Source organism: Paenisporosarcina sp. P4_B8, assembly GCF_056402175.1.
In genome coordinates, this window is sequence record NZ_JBFUHX010000003.1 from 247,022 (window position 1) to 267,917 (window position 20,896).

22 protein-coding genes, 9 tRNA genes and 1 rRNA gene are annotated in these 20,896 nt (G+C 40.3%); 31 read left to right on the forward strand and 1 reads right to left on the reverse strand.

Annotation, left to right across the window (positions count from 1 at the left end; all coding sequences use genetic code 11):
- Positions 1-63: 63 nt before the first annotated feature.
- From AC1DSK_RS05060 to AC1DSK_RS05085, 6 genes are all read left to right on the forward strand, one after another.
- Positions 64-1,149 (forward strand): D-alanine--D-alanine ligase, encoded by a 1,086-nt coding sequence (locus tag AC1DSK_RS05060; RefSeq protein WP_477546887.1) that lies wholly within the window; start codon positions 64-66, stop codon positions 1,147-1,149.
- 12 nt (positions 1,150-1,161) lie between these two features.
- Positions 1,162-2,538: a UDP-N-acetylmuramoyl-tripeptide--D-alanyl-D-alanine ligase gene (locus AC1DSK_RS05065; protein ID WP_477546888.1), complete on the forward strand. Its 1,377-nt coding sequence runs from the start codon at positions 1,162-1,164 to the stop codon at positions 2,536-2,538.
- A gap of 147 nt (positions 2,539-2,685) precedes the next feature.
- The gene (locus AC1DSK_RS05070; protein WP_477546889.1) at positions 2,686-3,405 is read left to right on the forward strand and encodes an alpha/beta hydrolase; all 720 of its coding nucleotides are present in this window, start codon (positions 2,686-2,688) and stop codon (positions 3,403-3,405) included.
- 431 nt (positions 3,406-3,836) lie between these two features.
- The gene (cshA, locus tag AC1DSK_RS05075) at positions 3,837-5,381 is read left to right on the forward strand and encodes a degradosome RNA helicase CshA (RefSeq protein ID WP_016429751.1); all 1,545 of its coding nucleotides are present in this window, start codon (positions 3,837-3,839) and stop codon (positions 5,379-5,381) included.
- A gap of 165 nt (positions 5,382-5,546) precedes the next feature.
- Positions 5,547-6,026: a PH domain-containing protein gene (locus AC1DSK_RS05080; RefSeq protein ID WP_477546890.1), complete on the forward strand. Its 480-nt coding sequence runs from the start codon at positions 5,547-5,549 to the stop codon at positions 6,024-6,026.
- A complete protein-coding gene (locus tag AC1DSK_RS05085) occupies positions 6,019-7,536 on the forward strand; it encodes a PH domain-containing protein (protein WP_477546891.1) in 1,518 nt (505 codons plus the stop codon). Before AC1DSK_RS05080 ends, AC1DSK_RS05085 begins: the two co-directional genes overlap by 8 nt.
- A gap of 7 nt (positions 7,537-7,543) precedes the next feature.
- On the opposite strand, the gene AC1DSK_RS05090 is transcribed toward AC1DSK_RS05085, so the two are convergent.
- Positions 7,544-8,155 carry a rhomboid family intramembrane serine protease gene (locus tag AC1DSK_RS05090; protein WP_477546892.1) on the reverse strand — a complete coding sequence of 204 codons (612 nt, stop codon included), beginning with the start codon at positions 8,153-8,155 and terminating at the stop codon, positions 7,544-7,546.
- 70 nt (positions 8,156-8,225) lie between these two features.
- Here AC1DSK_RS05090 and acpS point away from each other — a divergent pair, with 70 nt between their 5' ends.
- The 25 genes from acpS to AC1DSK_RS05215 form a co-directional block, all read left to right on the forward strand.
- Positions 8,226-8,579, forward strand: coding sequence for a holo-ACP synthase (acpS, locus tag AC1DSK_RS05095; RefSeq protein ID WP_016429755.1), 354 nt, complete (start codon positions 8,226-8,228; stop codon positions 8,577-8,579).
- A gap of 57 nt (positions 8,580-8,636) precedes the next feature.
- On the forward strand, positions 8,637-9,647 hold the full coding sequence (locus AC1DSK_RS05100; RefSeq protein WP_477546893.1) for a LolA family protein: 1,011 nt from the start codon (positions 8,637-8,639) through the stop codon (positions 9,645-9,647).
- A 41-nt stretch (positions 9,648-9,688) separates the two neighbouring features.
- Positions 9,689-10,798: an alanine racemase gene (alr, locus tag AC1DSK_RS05105; protein ID WP_477546894.1), complete on the forward strand. Its 1,110-nt coding sequence runs from the start codon at positions 9,689-9,691 to the stop codon at positions 10,796-10,798.
- Between the two features lie 130 nt (positions 10,799-10,928).
- Positions 10,929-11,210, forward strand: coding sequence for a transcriptional regulator (locus tag AC1DSK_RS05110; protein WP_477546895.1), 282 nt, complete (start codon positions 10,929-10,931; stop codon positions 11,208-11,210).
- A gap of 4 nt (positions 11,211-11,214) precedes the next feature.
- Positions 11,215-11,565, forward strand: coding sequence for a type II toxin-antitoxin system PemK/MazF family toxin (locus tag AC1DSK_RS05115; RefSeq protein ID WP_016429759.1), 351 nt, complete (start codon positions 11,215-11,217; stop codon positions 11,563-11,565).
- Between the two features lie 143 nt (positions 11,566-11,708).
- Positions 11,709-12,539, forward strand: a complete 831-nt coding sequence (locus tag AC1DSK_RS05120; RefSeq protein WP_016429760.1) for an RsbT co-antagonist protein RsbRA — start codon at positions 11,709-11,711, stop codon at positions 12,537-12,539.
- Positions 12,536-12,898 carry an STAS domain-containing protein gene (locus AC1DSK_RS05125; RefSeq protein WP_016429761.1) on the forward strand — a complete coding sequence of 121 codons (363 nt, stop codon included), beginning with the start codon at positions 12,536-12,538 and terminating at the stop codon, positions 12,896-12,898. Before AC1DSK_RS05120 ends, AC1DSK_RS05125 begins: the two co-directional genes overlap by 4 nt.
- A gap of 2 nt (positions 12,899-12,900) precedes the next feature.
- Positions 12,901-13,302, forward strand: a complete 402-nt coding sequence (locus AC1DSK_RS05130) for an anti-sigma regulatory factor (RefSeq protein ID WP_016429762.1) — start codon at positions 12,901-12,903, stop codon at positions 13,300-13,302.
- A gap of 13 nt (positions 13,303-13,315) precedes the next feature.
- Positions 13,316-14,320 carry a SpoIIE family protein phosphatase gene (locus tag AC1DSK_RS05135; RefSeq protein ID WP_477546896.1) on the forward strand — a complete coding sequence of 335 codons (1,005 nt, stop codon included), beginning with the start codon at positions 13,316-13,318 and terminating at the stop codon, positions 14,318-14,320.
- A 76-nt stretch (positions 14,321-14,396) separates the two neighbouring features.
- Positions 14,397-14,726, forward strand: a complete 330-nt coding sequence (locus AC1DSK_RS05140; protein ID WP_477546897.1) for an anti-sigma factor antagonist — start codon at positions 14,397-14,399, stop codon at positions 14,724-14,726.
- 2 nt (positions 14,727-14,728) lie between these two features.
- Positions 14,729-15,199: an anti-sigma B factor RsbW gene (rsbW, locus tag AC1DSK_RS05145; RefSeq protein WP_016429765.1), complete on the forward strand. Its 471-nt coding sequence runs from the start codon at positions 14,729-14,731 to the stop codon at positions 15,197-15,199.
- Positions 15,177-15,959: an RNA polymerase sigma factor SigB gene (gene sigB, locus AC1DSK_RS05150; protein ID WP_016429766.1), complete on the forward strand. Its 783-nt coding sequence runs from the start codon at positions 15,177-15,179 to the stop codon at positions 15,957-15,959. The genes rsbW and sigB overlap by 23 nt, the downstream gene beginning before the upstream one ends.
- Positions 15,959-16,558 (forward strand): PP2C family serine/threonine-protein phosphatase, encoded by a 600-nt coding sequence (locus AC1DSK_RS05155; RefSeq protein ID WP_477546898.1) that lies wholly within the window; start codon positions 15,959-15,961, stop codon positions 16,556-16,558. The genes sigB and AC1DSK_RS05155 overlap by 1 nt, the downstream gene beginning before the upstream one ends.
- A 217-nt stretch (positions 16,559-16,775) precedes the next feature.
- A complete protein-coding gene (locus AC1DSK_RS05160) occupies positions 16,776-18,944 on the forward strand; it encodes a Tex family protein (RefSeq protein WP_477546899.1) in 2,169 nt (722 codons plus the stop codon).
- A 61-nt stretch (positions 18,945-19,005) separates the two neighbouring features.
- Positions 19,006-19,461: a SprT family protein gene (locus AC1DSK_RS05165; RefSeq protein ID WP_477546900.1), complete on the forward strand. Its 456-nt coding sequence runs from the start codon at positions 19,006-19,008 to the stop codon at positions 19,459-19,461.
- A gap of 89 nt (positions 19,462-19,550) precedes the next feature.
- A tRNA-Asn gene (locus AC1DSK_RS05170) sits at positions 19,551-19,625 on the forward strand.
- Positions 19,626-19,629: 4 nt separating this feature from the next.
- Positions 19,630-19,704 (forward strand) — tRNA-Glu (locus tag AC1DSK_RS05175).
- Positions 19,705-20,015: 311 nt separating this feature from the next.
- Positions 20,016-20,092 (forward strand) — tRNA-Met (locus AC1DSK_RS05180).
- A gap of 3 nt (positions 20,093-20,095) precedes the next feature.
- A tRNA-Asp gene (locus AC1DSK_RS05185) sits at positions 20,096-20,171 on the forward strand.
- An 8-nt stretch (positions 20,172-20,179) separates the two neighbouring features.
- Positions 20,180-20,254: transfer RNA gene (locus AC1DSK_RS05190), tRNA-Gln, on the forward strand.
- 19 nt (positions 20,255-20,273) lie between these two features.
- Positions 20,274-20,346 (forward strand) — tRNA-Lys (locus AC1DSK_RS05195).
- Between the two features lie 62 nt (positions 20,347-20,408).
- Positions 20,409-20,494, forward strand: a tRNA-Leu gene (locus AC1DSK_RS05200).
- 9 nt (positions 20,495-20,503) lie between these two features.
- A tRNA-Arg gene (locus tag AC1DSK_RS05205) sits at positions 20,504-20,580 on the forward strand.
- 26 nt (positions 20,581-20,606) lie between these two features.
- Positions 20,607-20,680 (forward strand) — tRNA-Gly (locus AC1DSK_RS05210).
- Positions 20,681-20,837: 157 nt separating this feature from the next.
- Positions 20,838-20,896 (forward strand): 16S ribosomal RNA (locus AC1DSK_RS05215); the annotation flags it as partial.

Here is a 20,896-nt window from a genome sequence, read left to right on the forward strand (position 1 = left end):
GTGTACGTGGGTAAACATGGTTCATGTTAAAATAACAGTATCCAATATTGTGGAGGTATTAAAATGAAAAAAAGAATAGGTTTATTATACGGTGGGAAATCTGCCGAACATGAAGTATCTTTATCGACAGCTCGTGCAGTGACACAAGCTTTAAATTTCAATGAATATGATGTGTTTCCAATATACATTACACATGAAGGCGAATGGCGTAAAGGTGCCCAATTATTGGCGCCGGTAGAAACAATTGAACAATTGCAATTTGATAATACATTCAATCAAGAATTGCCTAATAATATTTCCAGCTTCTTACCGTCTCAACAAGAGACAGACGCAAACGCGCTGGACGTGATTTTCCCTCTTTTACATGGACCAAATGGCGAAGATGGAACTGTACAGGGATTGCTTGAAGTATTGAATCTTCCTTACATCGGTAATGGTGTTCTAGCATCTTCTGCCGGAATGGATAAAGTCATCATGAAACAGCTCTTCGCGATTGCTGGTCTGAAACAAGTACCATTCGTTCATTTCATCCGTAAAGAATGGCAAAAAAACCAAGAGAATTTGATTGGAAAAATGGAGAAAGAACTAGCTTGGCCAGTTTTCGTTAAACCGGCAAACCTCGGTTCAAGTGTGGGAATCAGCAAAGCCTCAACTCGTGAAGAGTTAATCGAAGCTGTGGATATGGCATTGAAGTACGATCGCAAAATTATCGTCGAACAGGGCGTTAAAGCACGTGAAATTGAAATGGGTGTACTAGGTAACGATTCGCCGAAATGTTCTGTGCCAGGTGAAATCAAACCGTTGAAAGATTTTTATGATTACCAAGCAAAATACAAAGACGGCAACACGGCGATGATAATTCCTGCGGACGTCACTGAAGAAGTGGAAGCTACTTTGCAAGACAACGCAATCAAGGCTTTTAAAGTATTGGATTGCTCAGGACTAGTGAGAGCTGACTTCTTTGTAACAGATGCAGATGAAGTGCTAATTAATGAAGTGAATACATTACCTGGCTTCACGCCATTCAGTATGTTCCCATTGTTATGGCAACACACAGGCGTGAATTACGCGGAATTAATCGATCAGCTGATTGAGCTTGCCATCGAAAGACATGCCGAAAAACAACAACTACACTATACAATGGATTGAGTGTGAATAATTTTGAAAAAATCATTACAAACAGTTGCTGAGTGGTTACACATAAATGACGAAGTAACACCGGATGTCACGGTAAGTGGCGTATCGATCAATACTAAAACCATTCAACCTGGAGATTTATTCATTCCGTTCAAAGGTGAAAAAGTGAATGGTCATCAATATGTGACTCAAGCTTTTGAAAAAGGAGCATCAGCAGCTCTTTGGCAGAAGGATGAACCAAATCCTCCACAAAATCTTCCTTTGCTTTTTGTAGAAGACAGTGAAATAGCGTTGCAGCAAATGGCACGTGCATATCGGGAAAATCATCCGGCAACGTTCATTGGCATTACGGGATCAAATGGGAAAACATCCACTAAAGACTTGGTGGCGGGTGTACTATCTCCTTATTTCCGTGTCCAAAAAACGGCAGGAAACTTCAATAATAACTTGGGATTACCGATTACGATCTTGTCGTTGGATGAAGACACAGAGTTTGCCATCCTTGAAATGGGTATGAGTGGCTATGGAGAAATTGAGTTCCTTTCAAACTTGGCTAAACCGCATCACGTTGCGATAACCAACATCGGTGAAGCCCATATGCAAGACTTAGGTTCGCGTGAAGGAATTGCCAAAGCGAAGTTTGAAATCGTTGCCGGTTTACAAGGTAATGGTTGTCTATTTTATGATGGAGACGAACCGCTTCTGAAGCCATTCATTCAAAAGTTCAATGATGAAAATGGATCTTCTACTATTAAAACCATTTCATTCGGGACAAATACGTCAAATGACATTTCAGCACAATCGATTCAAGCGACGGAGAATGGCAGTGAGTTTGATGTGACTGGACTGATTGACTCACATTTTATGATTCCGGTTTTAGGAAAGCATCAAGTCAAAAATGCATTGGTCGCGATATTGATTGCCAAAGAGGCTGGCTTATCAAACGAACAAATTCTAGATTCCTTGAAAAATGTTTCACTTACAGATATGCGGATGCAAGTCATTCCTGCTAAGAACGGATCATTGTTTATCAACGATGCGTATAATGCAGCACCGACTTCTATGAGTGCCGCTATTACCTTTATTCGTGAAACAACAATTCGTCCTGAAAAGTGGTTGGTTCTTGGGGATATGCTGGAACTAGGTTCTGAAGAACAGGCCTATCATGAAGACTTAGCCAATCAGATTAAATCGGAAGATTTTGCTGGTGTTTGCTTATATGGTTCACGCATGAAATGGTTATATGACAAGTTGCAGAAATCGTTCGATGAAAGACATCTAATTTGGTCGGAAAAGGATTATGAACCAATTCGCACTATGTTGGAAAGCCATACATCAGCAGATTCCATCACTTTAATAAAAGGATCTCGTGGAATGGCACTAGAACATGTGATTAATTAATACTTTACTCAAAAGGAAACTCTGCTTAATGGAGTTTCCTTTTTGTATGTTCAATATGGTCGCATGAAGCGTTTAAAAAAAGGTGAACTGGGTATCACAACTGTATCGAACAAGTCAGAGTTGCGATTCTAAAGGGGACTGAAAAAAATGAAAACCGGTCTATTATGCATTCATGGATTTACAGGAGGTCCGTATGAAATTGAGCCTTTTGTGCAAAATATTGAAGAGAAAACGGATTGGATTGTCAAAGTCCCTACGTTGCCTGGACATGGACCTACATTATCATTAACAGAGTTGACGGCGGAAAATTGGATGATGGAAGCTGAACTGGCCTTGAGACTATTGCAAAAGCAAGTGGACAGAGTGGTCGTTGTCGGTTTTTCAATGGGTGGACTGATTGCCCTTTATTTATCTTTGCGCTACAAGATTGACCGTCTCGTTCTTCTCAGTGCATCTGCTAAATACATTAATGGCGTTCAAATATTGGAAGATGTTAAAGATATCGTAGCTGATGTCGTGCAAGGGAATCTTTCAACCAATGCGTTTTACCATTTATACGAATACAAATTAACTCATACGCCAATTCGAGCCGCGATTGAGTTTATGCGAGTCGTAAAAATGGTCGAGCCTTATTATGAGTCAGTCACAGTACCGGTATGTATTGTGCAAGGCAAAAAAGATGGGATTGTTCCATTCACTTCTGCACAATATTTGTACGATCGATTGGGTTCAGAAGAGAAAAGCATGGTTATTTCAGAATGCGGCAAGCATCTCATATGCTATAGCGAGGATTGCGATGAATGGTTCGATGAAGTGTTAAGTTTTTTGGAAAAGAATGAGAAAACTAATTATTACGACTGTGGTTGATTAATTGCATATTGTCTTTATCCGTGTTAAAGTGATTAGAGCAATGGATACATTTTGTGTAAAGACTCTTCGGGTTTTGATGAAGAGCTCTTTTTTTTGAACATAACGGTTTGTTCAATTTTTTAGGGTAGGATGTTTAGTTTCAAACATCAAAAATGTGAGCTATCACAATAGCCTCGTTCTCAATAAGAACTTTACAAAGGCTACCAACAGGTCACAAGAGACAGCGTGATGCATACGCTTTGAACATGCTCCCCACTGATCGAACCGCTCGGCAAAAGACCGGGCTTTCCTTTAAATATAAGTCCCCTCTGATAACTCTACAGAGAATTTTAAGTAACGGAAACGTTCCTCGTATAGGCTCGAATTTGCCGCAACTTCATCTGAAAATGTAACCATTTGTCAAATGTAAACAAAAAGGAGATTAAATTTTGACAAATTTTTCAGAATTAAATATTAGCGAATCAACATTAAAATCCGTAAAACGTATGGGTTTTGAAGAAGCAACACCAATCCAAGAAGGTACAATCAAATTTGCAATGGAAGGCCGCGATATTATCGGTCAAGCACAAACAGGAACTGGTAAAACAGCAGCGTTTGGTATTCCATTGGTTGAAAAGGTTGACCCGAAAAACTCTAACATCCAAGGTTTAATTATTGCACCGACTCGTGAATTGGCGATCCAAGTTTCTGAAGAACTTTACAAAATCGGCCAAGACAAACGTGTGAAAATTTTATCTGTATATGGTGGACAAGAAATCGGACGTCAAATCCGTGCATTGAAAAATAACCCACATGTAATCGTCGGTACACCTGGTCGTATTCTTGATCATATTAACCGTCGTACATTGAAACTTGATAACGTTCAAACGCTTATTTTAGACGAAGCGGATGAGATGTTAAACATGGGCTTCATTGAAGATATCAACACAATTATGGAAAGTGTTCCAGCAGAACGTCAAACATTGTTGTTCTCGGCTACAATGCCAACACCAATCCGTAAAATTGCTGAAAAATTCATGAAAACGCCTGAAGTAGTTAAAATTCAATCAAAAGAAATGACAGTTGAAAACATCGAGCAATTTTTCGTTAAATCGCATGAGCGTGAAAAATTCGATATCCTTTCTCGTGTTATTAACGTACACCAACCTGAACTTGCAATTATCTTCGGTCGTACAAAACGTCGCGTAGACGAATTGTCACATGCTCTAAGCATCCGTGGTTATTTAGCAGAAGGTATTCATGGTGATTTAAGCCAAGCGAAACGTATGTCAGTTCTTCGTCAATTTAAAGAAAACAAAATTGACATCCTTGTTGCAACAGACGTAGCTGCTCGTGGACTTGATATCTCTGGTGTTACTCACGTTTACAACTATGATATTCCACAAGATCCTGAAAGCTATGTTCACCGTATCGGTCGTACAGGCCGCGCAGGTAAAAGTGGTGTGGCAGTAACTTTCGTTACTCCACGTGAAATGGGTTACTTACGTATCGTTGAAGAAACAACGAAAAAACGTATGTCACCACTTCGTCCACCAAGCTCAGATGAGGCTCTAATTGGTCAACAGCGTTTAGCGGTTGAATCATTATCTGAAATTGTAGACAAAAACAATATCGGTGATTACCGTTCATTCGCAACGGAATTACTTGAGAAATATGAAGCAGTTGACGTAATCGCTGCTGCATTGAAATCAATGACTCGCGAACCAAGTGATACACCTGTATCAATCTCTGAAGAACGCCCATTGCCAGCTCGTAAAGAGCGCAGCGGTGGTGGCGGACGCAGCGGTGGCGGTGGCTATAAAGGCAACAACCGTAGCGGCGGAGGCAGATCTTCTTCAGGTTCAGGTCGTAGCTCAGATCGTGGTCCATCTCGCCGTACTGGCGGTCGTGACGGAGCTTCTTCTTCTTCTTCACGTGAGGGCTCTTCAAGCCGCGGTGGACGTCCACGTACATCTTCACGTCGTGAAAGCTAATTAAATTTCAAAAACCACAGTCCTTATGGGCTGTGGTTTTTTTAGATTGTGAATGGTTGAAACGCGAATAGACAACCCAGAACTGATAATACATCTCTACCATTATCTTTTTTATGAAACGTTTTTACTGTAGAATCGTATGCATAGTAGAAAGTAGGTGTTCACATGAGAAATGAACCAATTAATCAGATCTCACCAAAAGGATTAAAGGTGTGGAGATTGTACGGCTTGATGCATTCCGCCATTATATGGTTATTGGCAATAGGTGCCGGAGTTTTAAATTGGTGGTTGGAAGGGCCATGGTGGGTATGGGTTATTTGTGTAGTGCTTCCTATACTATATACATACATTTTTGTTTATTTATTTCCTAAATTACGATGGCTTCGTTGGAGATATGAAGTTAGGGAACAGGAGATTGAACTTCAGCACGGACTCTTTGTCATCAAGCGGACACTAGTGCCAATGATCCGGGTCCAGCATGTAGATACGGAACAAGGACCCATTTTACGCAAATATGATTTAGCTTCTATTACAATCTCGACTGCTGCAACAAATCATACGATTCCGGCACTTATTACAAGTGAAGCGGACGAAATGAGAATTCGCATATCGACACTTGCAAGGGTGGCGGAAGATGATGTCTAACGAACGTTTTAAACTCCATCCAATTTCAGCAGTAGTAAATTTCATTAAAGGCTTAAAGGATTTAATTTTTCCGTTTGTCTTAATTTTTGTTGTAAATGGATTTCAAGGCGATTCCTCGGGAGGCGGCCATTGGACGGATTTTGTTCCTTATATTGTGGGGTTTTTGGTACTGGCGTTCATTTTGGGTAGTGGAATCATCAAGTGGAAACGTTTTGTTTACTGGTTTGAAGAGGATGAATTACGGATTGAATATGGATTGTTTGTAAAGAAAAAACGCTATATTCCTTTTGAACGTATTCAAAGCTTGAACTATACCGAAAGTATTTTACATCGACCTTTCAAACTTGTAAAAGTAACGATCGAGACCGCTGGTTCAGGATCTGCAAAAGAAGCGGAAGCAGAACTTACAGCCATTACCAGAGATAATGCAAAGCGGATCGAAACAGAATTGGCGAATGCAAAAAAACGTAAAACGTCTATAACGAAAGCTGAAGTAACATTAACGGAAGATCAAAACCATGAATCGGTCTTAGATTCTGCTGTTCCAATTTATAAAATGTCCATGAAGGATTTAATCATTCTGGCCACTACATCTGGAGGGATTGGTGTCGTATTCTCTGGGTTAGCTGTGTTCATGTCCCAGTTTTCGGATATCATTCCGTACAAGGAGATTTACGATGAGTTCGTTGTATTTCTGAAATTCGGCTTTTTCATTGTGGCAATTAGTATTTTTATGGTTTTATTGTTCGCATGGTTAATTTCCGTCATTCTGACAACTTTAAATTACTACCAATTTACGATTGTCCAGGAAAACGACCAGATTGTTTTGACTCGCGGTTTGCTGGAGAAGAAAAAAGTTTCCATTCCGATTGGGCGTGTTCAAGGGATTCGTATTGTCGAGAATCCATTGCGCCAATTATTCGGCTATTGTACGGTTATTGTTGAAAGTGCAGGGGGTTCCCTAGAGGAGCATGATAAAAACATAAAACTATTCCCGCTTGTTAAAAAAAGTGAAATCAAACAACCGTTAAATCAATTGTTCGTTGATTTCGACTTTGAACCTGAATGGACATCTTCTCCAAAACGAGCTAAATCATTTTATTATCGTATTGACTTCTTATGGATGATTCCAGTGATGGTTGCGGTCAGTTATTTTTACTATCCATATGGATTATTGTCATTATTACTGTTTCCGATTGTGATCCTATTGGCTCTGTGGCAACATCATTCTGCTGCATTTGCACTTAATCGTAACCAGTTATCTTTGCGATACAGAGGGATTAGTAAATACACGTTCTTCATCGAAAAGAAAAGAATGCAATCTCTTCAAATGAAACAAAGTCCTTTCCAAAAAAGAAAAAAGCTCGCTTCCATTCAAACCACAATCAAGTCGGGAATGCTTGGAACAACTGCTAAAGTGGATCATTTAAACGTAAAAGATATTGAGGAAGTCATGACTTGGTACGAACCTTCCAAGTATGAAGCTATAGAAAAAGGACAGCCACAATAAGGCTGTCCTATCTTTTTCTCTTTTTCCAGCTAATGATTCGTTGAGGATGGAAGTAACTAAGTCCAATCAGGAAACCAACAGCCAAACCGCTTAAATGAGCGGTAGCGTTAATGTTTGGTGTTAAGAAGGTCATGACGATACTGATGACAATGATCGGTAAAATGATTTGACGAAGTTGGGGTAATGTTTTGCGTGCATAGTACACCAGTGCACCAAAAGCCCCGAGCAGTCCGTAAATAGCACCACTTGCACCAACATGAACATAACTAGCGTCTTGCAAAAGGAAAGTTGCAACGGTACCGAATAATCCTGCCATGAAATAAATGGTTAAGAAACGGACTTTTCCTGCGAGCTTTTCAAGTTCAGGTCCAAACAAATATAGTGAAAACATATTGAACAGTAAATGCATTAAACCTGCGTGCAAAAACATTGGCGTGATGAAACGCCACCATTGTCCATCGGAGATTAGGTAATTGACACCTGCTCCATAATTAAATAGCACTGGGCCAAGGACTGGGACTAATGTAAGCAAATGAATGATAACATTAAGGGCAATAATTGTAGAAACCACTGGGTAAGACTTAATGTATTGTGAAAAATTTTCTGTACGACTAAACATGAATTCACCTCGAATTTCTATGTAAATATTATACCGTGAAAATGCCATGGGTTGAAAGGAGAAGTGTTGCATGATTAAAGGAATTGGCTTGGATGTGACAGAAATTGAACGTATCAAAGATGCACATATGCTTACGACTAAATTTAAAAGCCGTATTCTGACTGTACGTGAATTGGAGCGCTTTACTAATTTGAAAGAAGCAAGACAACTTGAATTTTTAGCTGGTCGTTTTGCAGCGAAAGAAGCATTTGCAAAAGCATTAGGGACTGGCATTGGAAAGCATTGCAGCTTTCAGGATATTGAAGTGATTTCAAACAATGTGGGAAAACCTGTCCTGTATTTTAAAGGACAAGAAGTCAACGGTCATGTGAGTATTACACACACAAAACAATTCGCCGCAGCCCAAGTAATATTGGTTGAATAATCCCTGTCCCTCTTTCATAAGATGTTTTAACGGATCGATATGAGAAAGGGTGGATTTATGCGTAGCCGTTTATTTGCAGGGTTAGTTGTACTGTTAATGCTTTTGTTAACAGCATGTGGGGCAGAGTCAAAAGAAGATGTGTTGAAGAAGTTGAGTAGTAAATGGGTTGACACGAAAGGGTATGAGTTAGAAGCACAGATGCAAATCAGTACAGGTTCTGAACCACGTCTTTACGATGTCAGTGTGTGGCACACAAAACCAGAATTTTACCGTGTGAAAGTTAGCCAAGCGGAAGAAGATGTTTCACAAACGATTGTTCGAAATAAAGAAGGCGTATTTGTGATTACCCCTACATTAGGTAAGACTTACAAATTCCAGAGTGATTGGCCGGAAAAAAATAGCCAAGCCTATTTAATCGGGTCTTTAGCACAAGATATTAAAGCGGATAAAGGGTCGAAAATGACAGAAAACAAAAATTCGTATATCTTTGAAACAAAAACTAGAAACAGTCATCAGAAAATGTTGCCGACACAACAAATCCATATCAGTAAGAAAACATTACTTCCGACAAAAGTATCTATCTTAAATGATCAAAAACAAGAACAAATCTTGATTACTTTTGATAAGATTACATTAGGAACTTCAAGAAGTGCTGCCGATTACAAAGCGGATATGCCTTCTGAAGAAAAAACAGAGAATGAAACTGCAAGTAAAGATGCTGAGGTACCAGTATTCAAAACGCATTACCCTGCTTTACAGTGGGAAGGCGTAGATAAGCTGGAGGAAAAAGTGATTAAAAATGATACACAAGAACGAGTAATCATGACGTATGGTGGTAAAAAAGAGTTTACGCTCATTCAATCTCCAATTACGAAAAAATCTGCTGACTTAGTACCTGTTTTTGCTGCTGGCGACCCTGCCGATCTTGGATTTGCAATCGGGGCCATCACAGATCAATCAATCACTTGGGAACAGAACGGCATTCAATTCTTCTTAGCAACAGATTCGATGTCTCGTGAAGAAATGATAACAGTGGCTTCATCGATGACTGCAGATGATTTAAAATAAAACAATTATTCTAACTATCGTAATTTAAATGAGGTATAGCCATGCAACCATCTAATTTTTATCGACCAACATTCGCACAAATTGATTTGAATGCAATAAAAATGAATATACTTAATCTGAAGAAACATATTGGTCCATCTAGTGATGTGATCGCGGTAGTAAAAGCAAATGCTTATGGACATGGTGATTATGAAGTTTCGACTGCTGCAATAGAAGCGGGGGCAAGCATGCTTGCCGTTGCCACACCAGATGAAGCGATTCGGTTGCGGGAAAGTGGCATCGAATCGCCCATTCTTGTGTTAGGTGCATCTCCCCCATCCTTTGCAAATGCTGCCAGCCAGCACGATATTATGCTTACCGTTTTTCAAAATGATTGGTTTCTTCACATTCCGTCCTTACCCAAAAAGCTGAAAATACATATTAAAATTGACACTGGCATGGGTAGGTTAGGTGTAACTACGGAATCAGAATTAAGCACGCTTATTCAAACTATCAATCATCGACAAGATGTCGTGATTGATGGCGTCTTTACTCATTATGCGACGGCTGATGATGAAGATATGGACCAATTTACACGTCAGCTAGAAAAGTTCAAAACGTTTTTGCATTGCTTTCCTGAAAAACCACGATGTATTCATACTGCGAACAGTGCAGCTGCATTGATGCACAAAGAATCATTATTTGACTCAGTACGGTTTGGGATCTCGATGTACGGAATATCACCATCAGCACATGTTGATAATGGACTTCCTTTTCCATTGGAAAAAGCAATGAGTTTGCAAACTGAAGTTGTGCATGTCAAGAAAGTGGTTCAAGGTTCTACCATCAGTTATGGTGCTACTTACACTGCCGATGAGGAAGAGTGGATAGCCACACTTCCAATCGGTTATGCGGATGGTATGCTCCGGGGGTTGAGTGGACAAGAAGTATTGATTCAAGGGAAACGCTTGCCGGTCATCGGAAGAATTTGTATGGACCAGTGTATGGTTCGTCTGGATGGACATGTTCCGGTTGGCGAACCAGTTGTGTTAATTGGAAGACAAGGAAATGAACTAATAACTATTGAAGAGTGGGCACAGAAACTGCAAACAATATCGTACGAAATTCCTTGTGTACTGACGAATAGAGTGCCAAGGACATATCCGCAATAGTGTTCGACATAAACCGACCAAACTAAAAATATTGTCAGATATTTTCCTTCTTTGTCTTCTCATACCAAGTTTTGAATGGTAAGATAGAAAAGTATTGAAAAGAGGGACGGGTTTGTCGGAGGTGTTGACTGTGAATGAAAAGAGAGAAACAAAGGAAGTTATCGTAAAACTCCCACGAAAATTTGTGAACGATCTTGATAGACAGAAAGAGCAACAACTGGCTGAGCCAGGAGAGTTTGTTTATATTTCGACAAAAAAAGTGATTAAACAGGTTCAACCCAATCTTATACGAGAAGCGATGATCAAGGGCTACGTGGAAATGTCCCATATCAACTTGTCAATTGCAAGCGAGTGTCTGCATTTGGAATACGAAGCGGAGCATACGGTGGAGCGTCTCGTAAGCGGAGGATGAAATCTTGAACGTAAAACGTGGTGACGTTTTTTTTGCTGACTTATCACCAGTAGTCGGGTCTGAACAAGGTGGAACAAGGCCCGTTCTGGTGATACAAAACGATATCGGGAATCGTTTCAGCCCTACAGTCATCATTGCGGCTATCACTGCGCAAATTCAAAAAGCAAAATTACCAACACATGTAGAAATCAATGCTAAAAAGTATGGGTTTGAACGGGATTCTGTTATTTTGCTTGAACAATTGCGTACGATTGATAAATCGCGGCTGACGGATAAAATTACCCAGCTGGATGATGTACTGATGGAAGAAGTAGATGAGGCGCTTGAAATTAGTCTCGGCCTCGTAAAGTTTTAATCATACATAATAAAGGACATCGTGCGCAGATTTTGTGTACGATGTTTTTTTGGTCCCAATTTAAAAAACGTGTGTAGTTGGCAATTTTCAGATACAATAGCAGGAACATATGAATTTGATTCGAGGAGGCTTCACCAAACTGTATGAATAAACAGATGGCAACATTCATTCAAGATAATATAGATGAAATACTTGTCAGATGGCAGGAATTAATGAAAGACGATTCAGAGGAACGATTCTTTCAAATAATGTCGCAAGATGTCATCGACAAAACAAGTCGTGAATTTGCAGAGTTAATGATTTCCAACCTATTTGAAGGTGAGAAAAACTATGTGAATCGTCTGAACGAATTTACAAGCAAAGTTGTTCGTTTTGGCTGGTCAATCAGCTTTGTCATGAAAGCAATCACTCATTTTTCACAAGTTGTTTACGATATGTTGGAACAAAATGAAACCATCACAGAGAGCAATATGAAGGAATATGTTTTGGTTTTCGCTAATTGGATTACACCTATGCGTGATGGCATTGTAGAAACGTATGCTAAAACATGGGAACGTACTGTGCAGTTGCAAAAAATTGCGTTACAGGAACTTTCAGCATCATTGATTCCGGTTTTTGACAAAATATCAGTTATGCCACTTGTCGGCACAATCGACACAGAGCGTGCAAAACTGATAATGGAAAACTTGTTGGACGGTGTCGTAAAACATCGTGCTGAAGTCGTGTTGCTGGATATAACGGGCGTACCAGTTGTGGATACAATGGTTGCACATCATATCATTCAGGCAGCAGACGCAGTTCGTTTAGTTGGGGCGAAGTGTATGTTGGTCGGAATTCGTCCTGAAATTGCACAAACAATCGTCACTTTAGGAATTAATTTGAAAGATTTCACTACTACAAGCACTTTGCAACGTGGTGTTGAACAAGCATTGGCATGGACAAACCGCAAAATCGTGGAGGTGGAAGAGGATTGAACTTACGTATTCCAATTTTAAAATTAAAAGACTGTCTGATTGTTTCAATTCAATGGGAGCTTGATGATCAAACGGCGTTACAATTCCAAGAAGATTTACTTACCAAGATGCATGAAACAAGTGCGCGTGGAGTAGTTATCGATTTAACACCAATCGACTTTATAGACTCTTTTATCGCTAAAGTTCTAGGAGATGTCATCAGTATGTCTGGATTAATGGGTGCCAAAGTGGTTATTACAGGAATTCAGCCTGCGGTAGCAATTACACTTATCGAATTGGGAATTCGTTTAGATGATGTGATGACAGCATTAGACTTAGAGAATGGTCTTGAAAAACTCCAACGAGAATTGGAGGCCTAAGTATGGGGTATCGGTCTTCTGTAGAAATTTTAACTGAGTGGGACATTGTTGCTGCTAGACAACTTGGTCGGAATGAAGCAAAAGAAGTGGGCTTCGGCACGGTTGATCAGGCACGTATCACAACAGCAATCAGTGAACTGGCTCGTAATATTTACTTATATGCGGGAAAAGGTAAAATCGAAATTGAACGTATATCAGAAGGCGGATCATTTGGCATTATTATTATCGCATCAGACGAAGGACCGGGAATTCCCGATGTTCGTAAAGTGATGGAGGATGGCTTTTCTACTTCTGGTGGATTAGGTGCTGGTATGCCTGGAGTAAAACGTTTAATGGATGATTTTAAAATAGACACAGTTTTAGGTGAAGGAACCGTAATAAAAGCGACGAAGTGGATTCGTTAGGAGGTTAGATTAAATGCCTCAAGAAATTGAAAGGCAATATAAGGAAATACTCCGACAATATGTCATGCGTCAAACAGAGCAGAATTTATATGCAGGTCAAAACTTCAGCCGTCAACTTATACAAAAAAACATAGCTCCCGAAGAGGTAATTAGCATACATAAGGCAGCACTAGAAGAAATGTTCCCGGAGTTGCCAATGAATGTTTGGAATTCATTTGATTTGCTAATTGAAATGATGATTCGTTATGGGCTTGCTCATGCGGAACATCAGAGCTTGTTGGAACAGCAGGAAGAAATGAAGGTTGAAATGGACTTAGCTGCCAATGTTCAACGAACTTTATTGAAAACAACTGTTCCGGTAGTTTCTGGTTTGGAGATTGGTCTTGTTTCTGTGCCGGCTCGTAAAATGAATGGGGATTATATTTATTTTCTCAGCGACGATTTGAATAATGCTGGCGTTGCAGTTGCTGATGTCATCGGTAAAGGAATTCCTGCTGCACTATGCATGTCCATGATCAAATATGGGATGGACAGTTTGCAGGATGCAACTTCCGATCCCAAAAAAGTATTGGATGTTATCAATCGAATTGTTGAGAAAAGTGTCAATGACGATATGTTCATCTCCATGTTTTACGGTCGCTATAATGTTGAACAATCAACCTTTACATACGCCTCGGCAGGTCACGAGCCTGCCCTTTTTTACGATGCTCAAAAAGAAGAGTTCTCTGAACTTCATGCAAAAGGTCTTTTGCTGGGTGTTGTACCGAATGTCACCTATACACAACACGATGTCAAAATGGAATGTGGCGACTTTGTCGTGATGATGACGGATGGTGTGACGGAGTGCAGAACGGATGAAGGTTTCATTGAACAGGAAATCATAGCGTCTTTGATTTATTCCTTACGTCACGAATCTGCTCAAACAATTGTAGATACCGTGTTTAAAGAACTGGAAAAGATGCAAAATTTTGAGCTTCGTGATGACTTTACACTCGTTATTTTCAAAAAAACATGTTAAAAGGTTTCAAAAAGATATCGAAGTGGTATTAAGTAATTATCAATTAAGTTACAGTGGATGGACGGGGTGTCAATAGATGAATATTCAAGTCGTGTTAAAAGAAGAAGAGAATTTCGTTAAAGGTTTTATTAGCGGAGAAATCGATGCATTTACAGCACCGATGCTTCGTGAAAAATTAGCTACTGTGCAGCCAAATGAGGGCTTGCAAGCAGAATTAGACATGTCGGATGTAACATATATGGATAGTACTGGATTGGGTGTTATTGTTGCGTTTTTCAAGAATATTAATGCTATTAACGGCCATGTTAAGTTAACGGGATTATCGCCTCGTCTAAAGAGATTATTTGATATAACGGGTCTTGGTGAAATTATGGATATTGAGACAGACGATAAAGGTGGAAACTAATCATGAGACCATTTGATTATGTAGAGATTCGAGTGCCTGCAAAACCCCAATACGTGGGTGTTGCACGTTTAACTATATCCGGATTGGCCAGTCGAATTGGCTTTACATACGATGATATCGAAGATTTAAAAATCGCTTCTTCAGAAGCAATCACTAATGCCGTGCAACATGCTTACACTGGAGTTGATGAAGGTGAAGTCGTTGTCGGATGTGCACTCTATCCAGACAAAATTGAAATCATGGTATCAGACCATGGTAAAAGCTTTAACTTTGAAGAAACAAAAGCCAAAGTTGGACCCTATCACGAACAACAAGAAGTACAGTTTTTACGTGAAGGTGGACTTGGTCTGTATTTAATTGAAACATTAATGGATGAAGTGAAAGTCCACCACCAAGAAGGCGTAACAGTCTTTATGACAAAGTATGTCGGAGAAGAGCAGGTGGAAGAGAATGTCGAAACTATCTCCTCCTAATCATCAAACTAAAGAACAAATTCTCGAGTGGATTAAAGCGTATCAAGAGTCTGAAGATGCAGAAGCTCAAACTAACCTGGTGATAAATTATCAACGACTGGTTGAGTCCATTGCACGAAAATATTCAAATGGGAAATCATATCACGAAGATATTGTACAAGTTGGCATGTTAGGTTTACTTGGTGCTATCCGTCGATACGACCCTGAGTTTGGCAGAACGTTTGAAGCCTTTGCAGTTCCAACAATAATTGGCGAGATTAAACGCTTTCTGCGTGATAAGACATGGGCAGTACATGTTCCACGTCGCATTAAAGAGCTCGGACCACGAATAAAATCTGCTGTTGAAACGTTAACCACAGAACTTCAACGTTCACCAAAAATCGTTGAAATCGCTGAATATCTTGAAGTAGATGAAGATGATGTATTAGAAGCAATGGAAATGGGTAAAAGCTACCAAGCTCTTTCGATGGACCATTCTCTTGAATCTGATTCGGATGGAAGTAGCATTACTTTATTTGACGTTATTGGCCAGCAAGATGATGGTTATGAAAAAACAGATCAGCGTATGTTAGTAGCAAATGCACTCAGTGTTCTTTCTGAACGGGAGAAACAAGTCATCCAATTTACATATATTGATCAGCTAAGCCAGAAAGAAGCCGGTGACAAACTCGGCATTTCCCAAATGCATGTTTCCCGATTACAACGAAAAGCTATTAAAAAGTTACAAGATGCAATTCTTGCAGCTGGTGGAGTGTCGTAATGAACTCGATACGACATCCTTTTTTAGAGGTATTCGTCTATCAGGAAGCAAAAGAGGGAAACAATGAATCGGGAGATACGTATTTCACGTATATGAATGAGGAGTATTTTTTATGTGCAATTGCTGATGGCTTAGGCAATGGACCAATTGCGAGACAATCATCTGAAATCATTCCGATGATTTTGGCCGAATACCATCATGAAACAATTGATGAATTATTGCTGAGATGCAACAAATTAATGTTCCAAAAACGTGGCGCTGCTGTAGCGATTGTCAAAGTCGACTTTTCTGCTAAGACCATTGCATATAGCTGTGTAGGAAACATCAAGTTTTATATGACTAGAAGAGATGACGATAAAATGATTTACCCACTACCAGTAATGGGCTATTTATCGGGAAGACCTCAAAAACTTCGAACTCAAATTTATTCCTATAAACCGGGTGATCTGTTCCTTTTCCATTCCGATGGTGTCGTCTTAGGGAACCCTAAGAGCACGATGAGAAGTAGTACAGGAGCTTATGATTTGTATCAAACATTAATACAAACAATTAAACATGGTGACGATGCAACATTTATCGCCAGTAGCCTGCTCCAATAAAATGGAGCGGGTTTTTTTGTGTTTAAAATTGGTTTGGATTTCGTTTCATCCAAGATTAGCTATGTATAGCTCCACGCGTCACTTAGTGCTCTGAAATGCGAAGCATTCTTTGCATCTGCTAAGCGCCTATTCATTTCCTTGTGTCAGGCAAGAGAGGCGCTTTACGCTTTTCTTATGTTAAAATAAATGGATGTAAAGCGAAAGGATGATAAGTCACATGGACGCTAAACAAATGATGCAACGAATAGCTAAAGAAACAAATGTACGCCCAGCACAAGCCCAGCAAGTTATCGATTTACTGGAAGAAGGTAATACGGTTCCTTTTATTGCACGCTACCGAAAAGAAGCGACAGGCTCACTGGATGAAGTACAAATTAAAGCGGTTGAAGATCGTTACCGTTACATACAGCAACTAGAGCAAAGAAAAGAAGAAGTGCTGCGCTTGATCGATGAGCAAGGGAAATTAACTGAAGAATTAACCCAAGCCATTCAGGCAGCCTCTGTATTACAAAGACTCGAAGATTTGTACCGACCATATAAGCAAAAACGCAGAACAAAAGCGACAATAGCAAAAGAAAAAGGATTAGAACCTTTAGCTTTTTTATTATTAAAATTTTCCCAAACACAGCCGGTAGAGCTAGCAAAAGACTTTATGAATGAAGAAAAAGAAGTGATGAACGCTGAAGAAGCATTGCAAGGTGCGCGTGATATTTTAGCGGAACAATTTGCGGATGACGCGAAAATACGTGAGAAAATCCGAAACTTAACTCGTGCAGAAGGATCAATTGTATCCACTGTGAAAAAACAAGAGGCCGACGAGAAAAGCGTATTCGAAATGTATTATGATTACACGGAGCCAGTAAAGAAAATTGTGCCCCATCGAGTTCTTGCATTAAACCGTGGTGAAAAAGAAGATATTTTGAAGGTCAATTTGCTTACACCAGTGGATAGAATCATTAGTGTCATGCGCGATGAGTGGATTCCAACGCACAGTTCCTCGCCAAGCATCAGTCAAGTAGCTGAAGCGATTGAGGATTCTTATAAACGCCTGATTGCTCCATCAGTCGAGCGGGAAATTCGCACGGAGCTAACAGAAAAAGGGGAAACACAAGCCATTCATATCTTCTCTGAAAACTTGCGAAACCTTTTATTACAGCCGCCATTGAAAGGTAAAGTCGTTCTTGGGGTAGATCCGGCCTATCGTACAGGTTGTAAATTAGCTGTCGTGGATGATACCGGGAAGCTTCAGGAAGTATCCGTCATTTATCCACATCCACCAAAAGCAGATCCGACAGCGTCCAAAAAAACCATTTTGGATGTATTGAAGCGATACCCTGTTTCAATCGTTGCCATAGGTAACGGAACAGCCTCCCGTGAAACGGAGCAATTCGTCGCGGAATGTTTGAAAGAAGCAGATCGTGAAATTGCTTATGTCATTGTAAACGAAGCTGGCGCCAGTGTTTATTCGGCTTCAGACACTGCTCGTGCGGAATTTCCTCATCTTCAGGTAGAACAACGCAGTGCAGTATCGATTGCTCGAAGACTACAGGATCCGCTATCAGAATTAGTCAAAATTGAACCTAAAGCAGTAGGGGTTGGTCAATACCAACACGACGTCTCGCAGAAAAAACTAAATGAATCATTAACATTCATAGTAGAAACTGCCGTTAACCAAGTGGGTGTTAACATTAACACAGCCTCTGCATCGTTATTACAATATGTTTCGGGTCTCTCCAAAACCGTAGCTGAAAATGTCATCATCATGCGAGATGAAAATGGCAAGTTTACTTCACGCGCACAACTGAAGAAAATTCCGCGTCTCGGCGCCAAAACATACGAGCAAGCTATTGGGTTCTTACGTATTCCTGAGGCAAAAAACCCGTTTGATGCGACTGGTATCCATCCAGAAAGTTATCAAAGTGCTGAAGAGGTATTGAAAACTGCAGGTTTGAAGAAAGCACAAATCGGCACGAAAGAAGCTGAACTCGCTCTTAATGAAATAAATTTGAAAGAGTTAAGTGAACAATTGGATATTGGGGAAATTACGTTGAAAGATATCGTGGATACCTTGAAAAAACCGACACGTGATCCACGTGATCAATTCCCTCAACCATTGCTGAAAACGGATGTTCTTCAAATGGAAGACTTGGCAAGTGGAATGGAATTGCAAGGAACAGTTCGCAACGTTGTTGATTTTGGTGCATTTGTAGACATCGGCGTTAAACAAGACGGACTCGTGCACATTTCCAAATTGAAAAAAGGCTTCGTCAAACATCCACTAGACGTCGTTGCTCTTGGTGACATTGTGACAGTATGGGTGGAACAAGTCGAAAAAACAAAAGGACGCATTTCTCTTACAATGCTTCCGCCAGTAAAACAAAACTAAAAGGAGCCTGCCTATCATGAATCGGTAGGCAGGTTCTAATGTATTCAAAGGATGGGGTGGCATGACGAACGAAGAACTACATCAACTGGTAGTGAGCATCTCTGAAAACGTGTTTCATAAGCCTTTTAAACATGAAGCTTATTTCAACAGTCGTCTCAAAACAACAGGTGGCCGATATATACTTCAATCACATCACATTCAAATCAATCCAAAATCATTCGAATTATATGGGCTAGAAGAACTTGAAGGAATCATTCGCCACGAATTGTGCCATTATCATTTACATATAGAAGGAAAAGGCTATAAACATCGCGATAAAGATTTTAAAGATTTATTAAACGTGACTAAATCTCCGAGATTTTGTGCAAACTTAGTGTCGGTAAAAAGAAAGAAAAGAGTAGCCCAACATGTCTATGGATGTATCTCTTGTGGTTTGCTGTATAGACGGAAAATTCGTTTAAATACCAACAAATACCGCTGTGGCAAGTGTTCTGGACGATTATTAAAAGTGGAATAATATTTCTTTAGAGAAAATGGCCAAAAGTGGTTGACGAGGAAGAAGTACCTCACTATAATAAGAAAAGTCGGTTGGTTACATAACATTATTCCGAAGTAGCTCAGTGGTAGAGCACCGCACTGTTAATGCGATGGTCGTAGGTTCGAGTCCTACCTTCGGAGCCAATATGGCCCCTTGGTCAAGCGGTTAAGACACCGCCCTTTCACGGCGGTAACACGGGTTCGAATCCCGTAGGGGTCACCATTCAAATTATAAACAAACTATGTTATACTCTACATAACGATTTTGAGAAAAAGATGTACAAGCATTCATGCTAAAGTAGTCTCTTCTATAAAGAAGTCGTGAGGGTCGTACAACTCACATTCCGAATTACTTCTAAAGTAATCGCGAGGGTGGCGTAATTTACTTCTCATAATACTTTCATTAAAGTATTCGCGAGGGTGGCGCAAATCTCCAAACGAAGATGGCGATTAACATCGAAGCAGGCGAAAGCCGATGCAGATGTCAAGCTCACTATAAACGTTGAGTCATAGTGTTTATAACAATCATATTATCGCGGGGTGGAGCAGCACGGTAGCTCGTTGGGCTCATAACCCAAAGGTCGCAGGTTCAAATCCTGCCCCCGCAACCAAATGGTCCCGTGGTGTAGCGGTTAACATGCCTGCCTGTCACGCAGGAGATCGCGGGTTCGATTCCCGTCGGGACCGCCATTTTTTATTGGGGTATAGCCAAGCGGTAAGGCAACGGATTTTGATTCCGTCACGCCCTGGTTCGAATCCAGGTACCCCAGCCAAATGTTTTTCTAAGTTTGCGAGCCATTAGCTCAGTTGGTAGAGCATCTGACTTTTAATCAGAGGGTCGTAGGTTCGAATCCTACATGGCTCATAATTTTGTTGTTGACTTCTTGAATTAACGTGGTATACTAAGTATTGTCGTTAAAACATCAAGCGGTCGTGGCGGAATGGCAGACGCGCTAGGTTGAGGGCCTAGTGGGAGAAATCCCGTGGAAGTTCGACTCTTCTCGGCCGCACCAAAAACACTAGCGCCCGTAGCTCAATTGGATAGAGCGTCTGACTACGGATCAGAAGGTTGTGGGTTCGACTCCTGCCGGGCGCGCCAAAATACCTTCTATATAATATAATAACGCGGGTGTAGTTTAGTGGTAAAACCTCAGCCTTCCAAGCTGATGATGAGAGTTCGATTCTCTTCACCCGCTCCATATAATTACCTAATGAACCTTGAAAACTGAACAGCAAAACGTCAACAATAAAGCGGAACACACTTCGGTGTGGGAAGCAAAAACTTGAACTTAATTGTTCATTTTAAAACGTCATTAATTTGACGCCAGCAACAAAGTCGAGCTAATCGACTCACCTATTATGGAGAGTTTGATCCTGGCTCAGGACGAACGCTGGCGGCGTGCCTAATACATGCA

Excerpts from the sequence above, each read along its gene's own strand:
- alr (WP_477546894.1), top strand. The coding sequence starts at position 9,689 with ATGCAACCATCTAATTTTTATCGACCAACATTCGCACAAATTGATTTG.
- AC1DSK_RS05085 (WP_477546891.1), top strand. The coding sequence starts at position 6,019 with ATGTCTAACGAACGTTTTAAACTCCATCCAATTTCAGCAGTAGTAAAT.
- AC1DSK_RS05070 (WP_477546889.1), top strand. The coding sequence starts at position 2,686 with ATGAAAACCGGTCTATTATGCATTCATGGATTTACAGGAGGTCCGTAT.
- AC1DSK_RS05100 (WP_477546893.1), top strand. The coding sequence starts at position 8,637 with ATGCGTAGCCGTTTATTTGCAGGGTTAGTTGTACTGTTAATGCTTTTG.
- sigB (WP_016429766.1), top strand. The coding sequence starts at position 15,177 with ATGTCGAAACTATCTCCTCCTAATCATCAAACTAAAGAACAAATTCTC.
- AC1DSK_RS05160 (WP_477546899.1), top strand. The coding sequence starts at position 16,776 with ATGGACGCTAAACAAATGATGCAACGAATAGCTAAAGAAACAAATGTA.
- AC1DSK_RS05130 (WP_016429762.1), top strand. The coding sequence starts at position 12,901 with ATGGGGTATCGGTCTTCTGTAGAAATTTTAACTGAGTGGGACATTGTT.
- acpS (WP_016429755.1), top strand. The coding sequence starts at position 8,226 with ATGATTAAAGGAATTGGCTTGGATGTGACAGAAATTGAACGTATCAAA.
- AC1DSK_RS05060 (WP_477546887.1), top strand. The coding sequence starts at position 64 with ATGAAAAAAAGAATAGGTTTATTATACGGTGGGAAATCTGCCGAACAT.
- AC1DSK_RS05080 (WP_477546890.1), top strand. The coding sequence starts at position 5,547 with ATGAGAAATGAACCAATTAATCAGATCTCACCAAAAGGATTAAAGGTG.
- AC1DSK_RS05135 (WP_477546896.1), top strand. The coding sequence starts at position 13,316 with ATGCCTCAAGAAATTGAAAGGCAATATAAGGAAATACTCCGACAATAT.
- rsbW (WP_016429765.1), top strand. The coding sequence starts at position 14,729 with ATGAGACCATTTGATTATGTAGAGATTCGAGTGCCTGCAAAACCCCAA.
- AC1DSK_RS05120 (WP_016429760.1), top strand. The coding sequence starts at position 11,709 with ATGAATAAACAGATGGCAACATTCATTCAAGATAATATAGATGAAATA.
- AC1DSK_RS05155 (WP_477546898.1), top strand. The coding sequence starts at position 15,959 with ATGAACTCGATACGACATCCTTTTTTAGAGGTATTCGTCTATCAGGAA.
- AC1DSK_RS05140 (WP_477546897.1), top strand. The coding sequence starts at position 14,397 with ATGAATATTCAAGTCGTGTTAAAAGAAGAAGAGAATTTCGTTAAAGGT.
- AC1DSK_RS05165 (WP_477546900.1), top strand. The coding sequence starts at position 19,006 with ATGACGAACGAAGAACTACATCAACTGGTAGTGAGCATCTCTGAAAAC.
- AC1DSK_RS05090 (WP_477546892.1), bottom strand. The coding sequence starts at position 8,155 with ATGTTTAGTCGTACAGAAAATTTTTCACAATACATTAAGTCTTACCCA.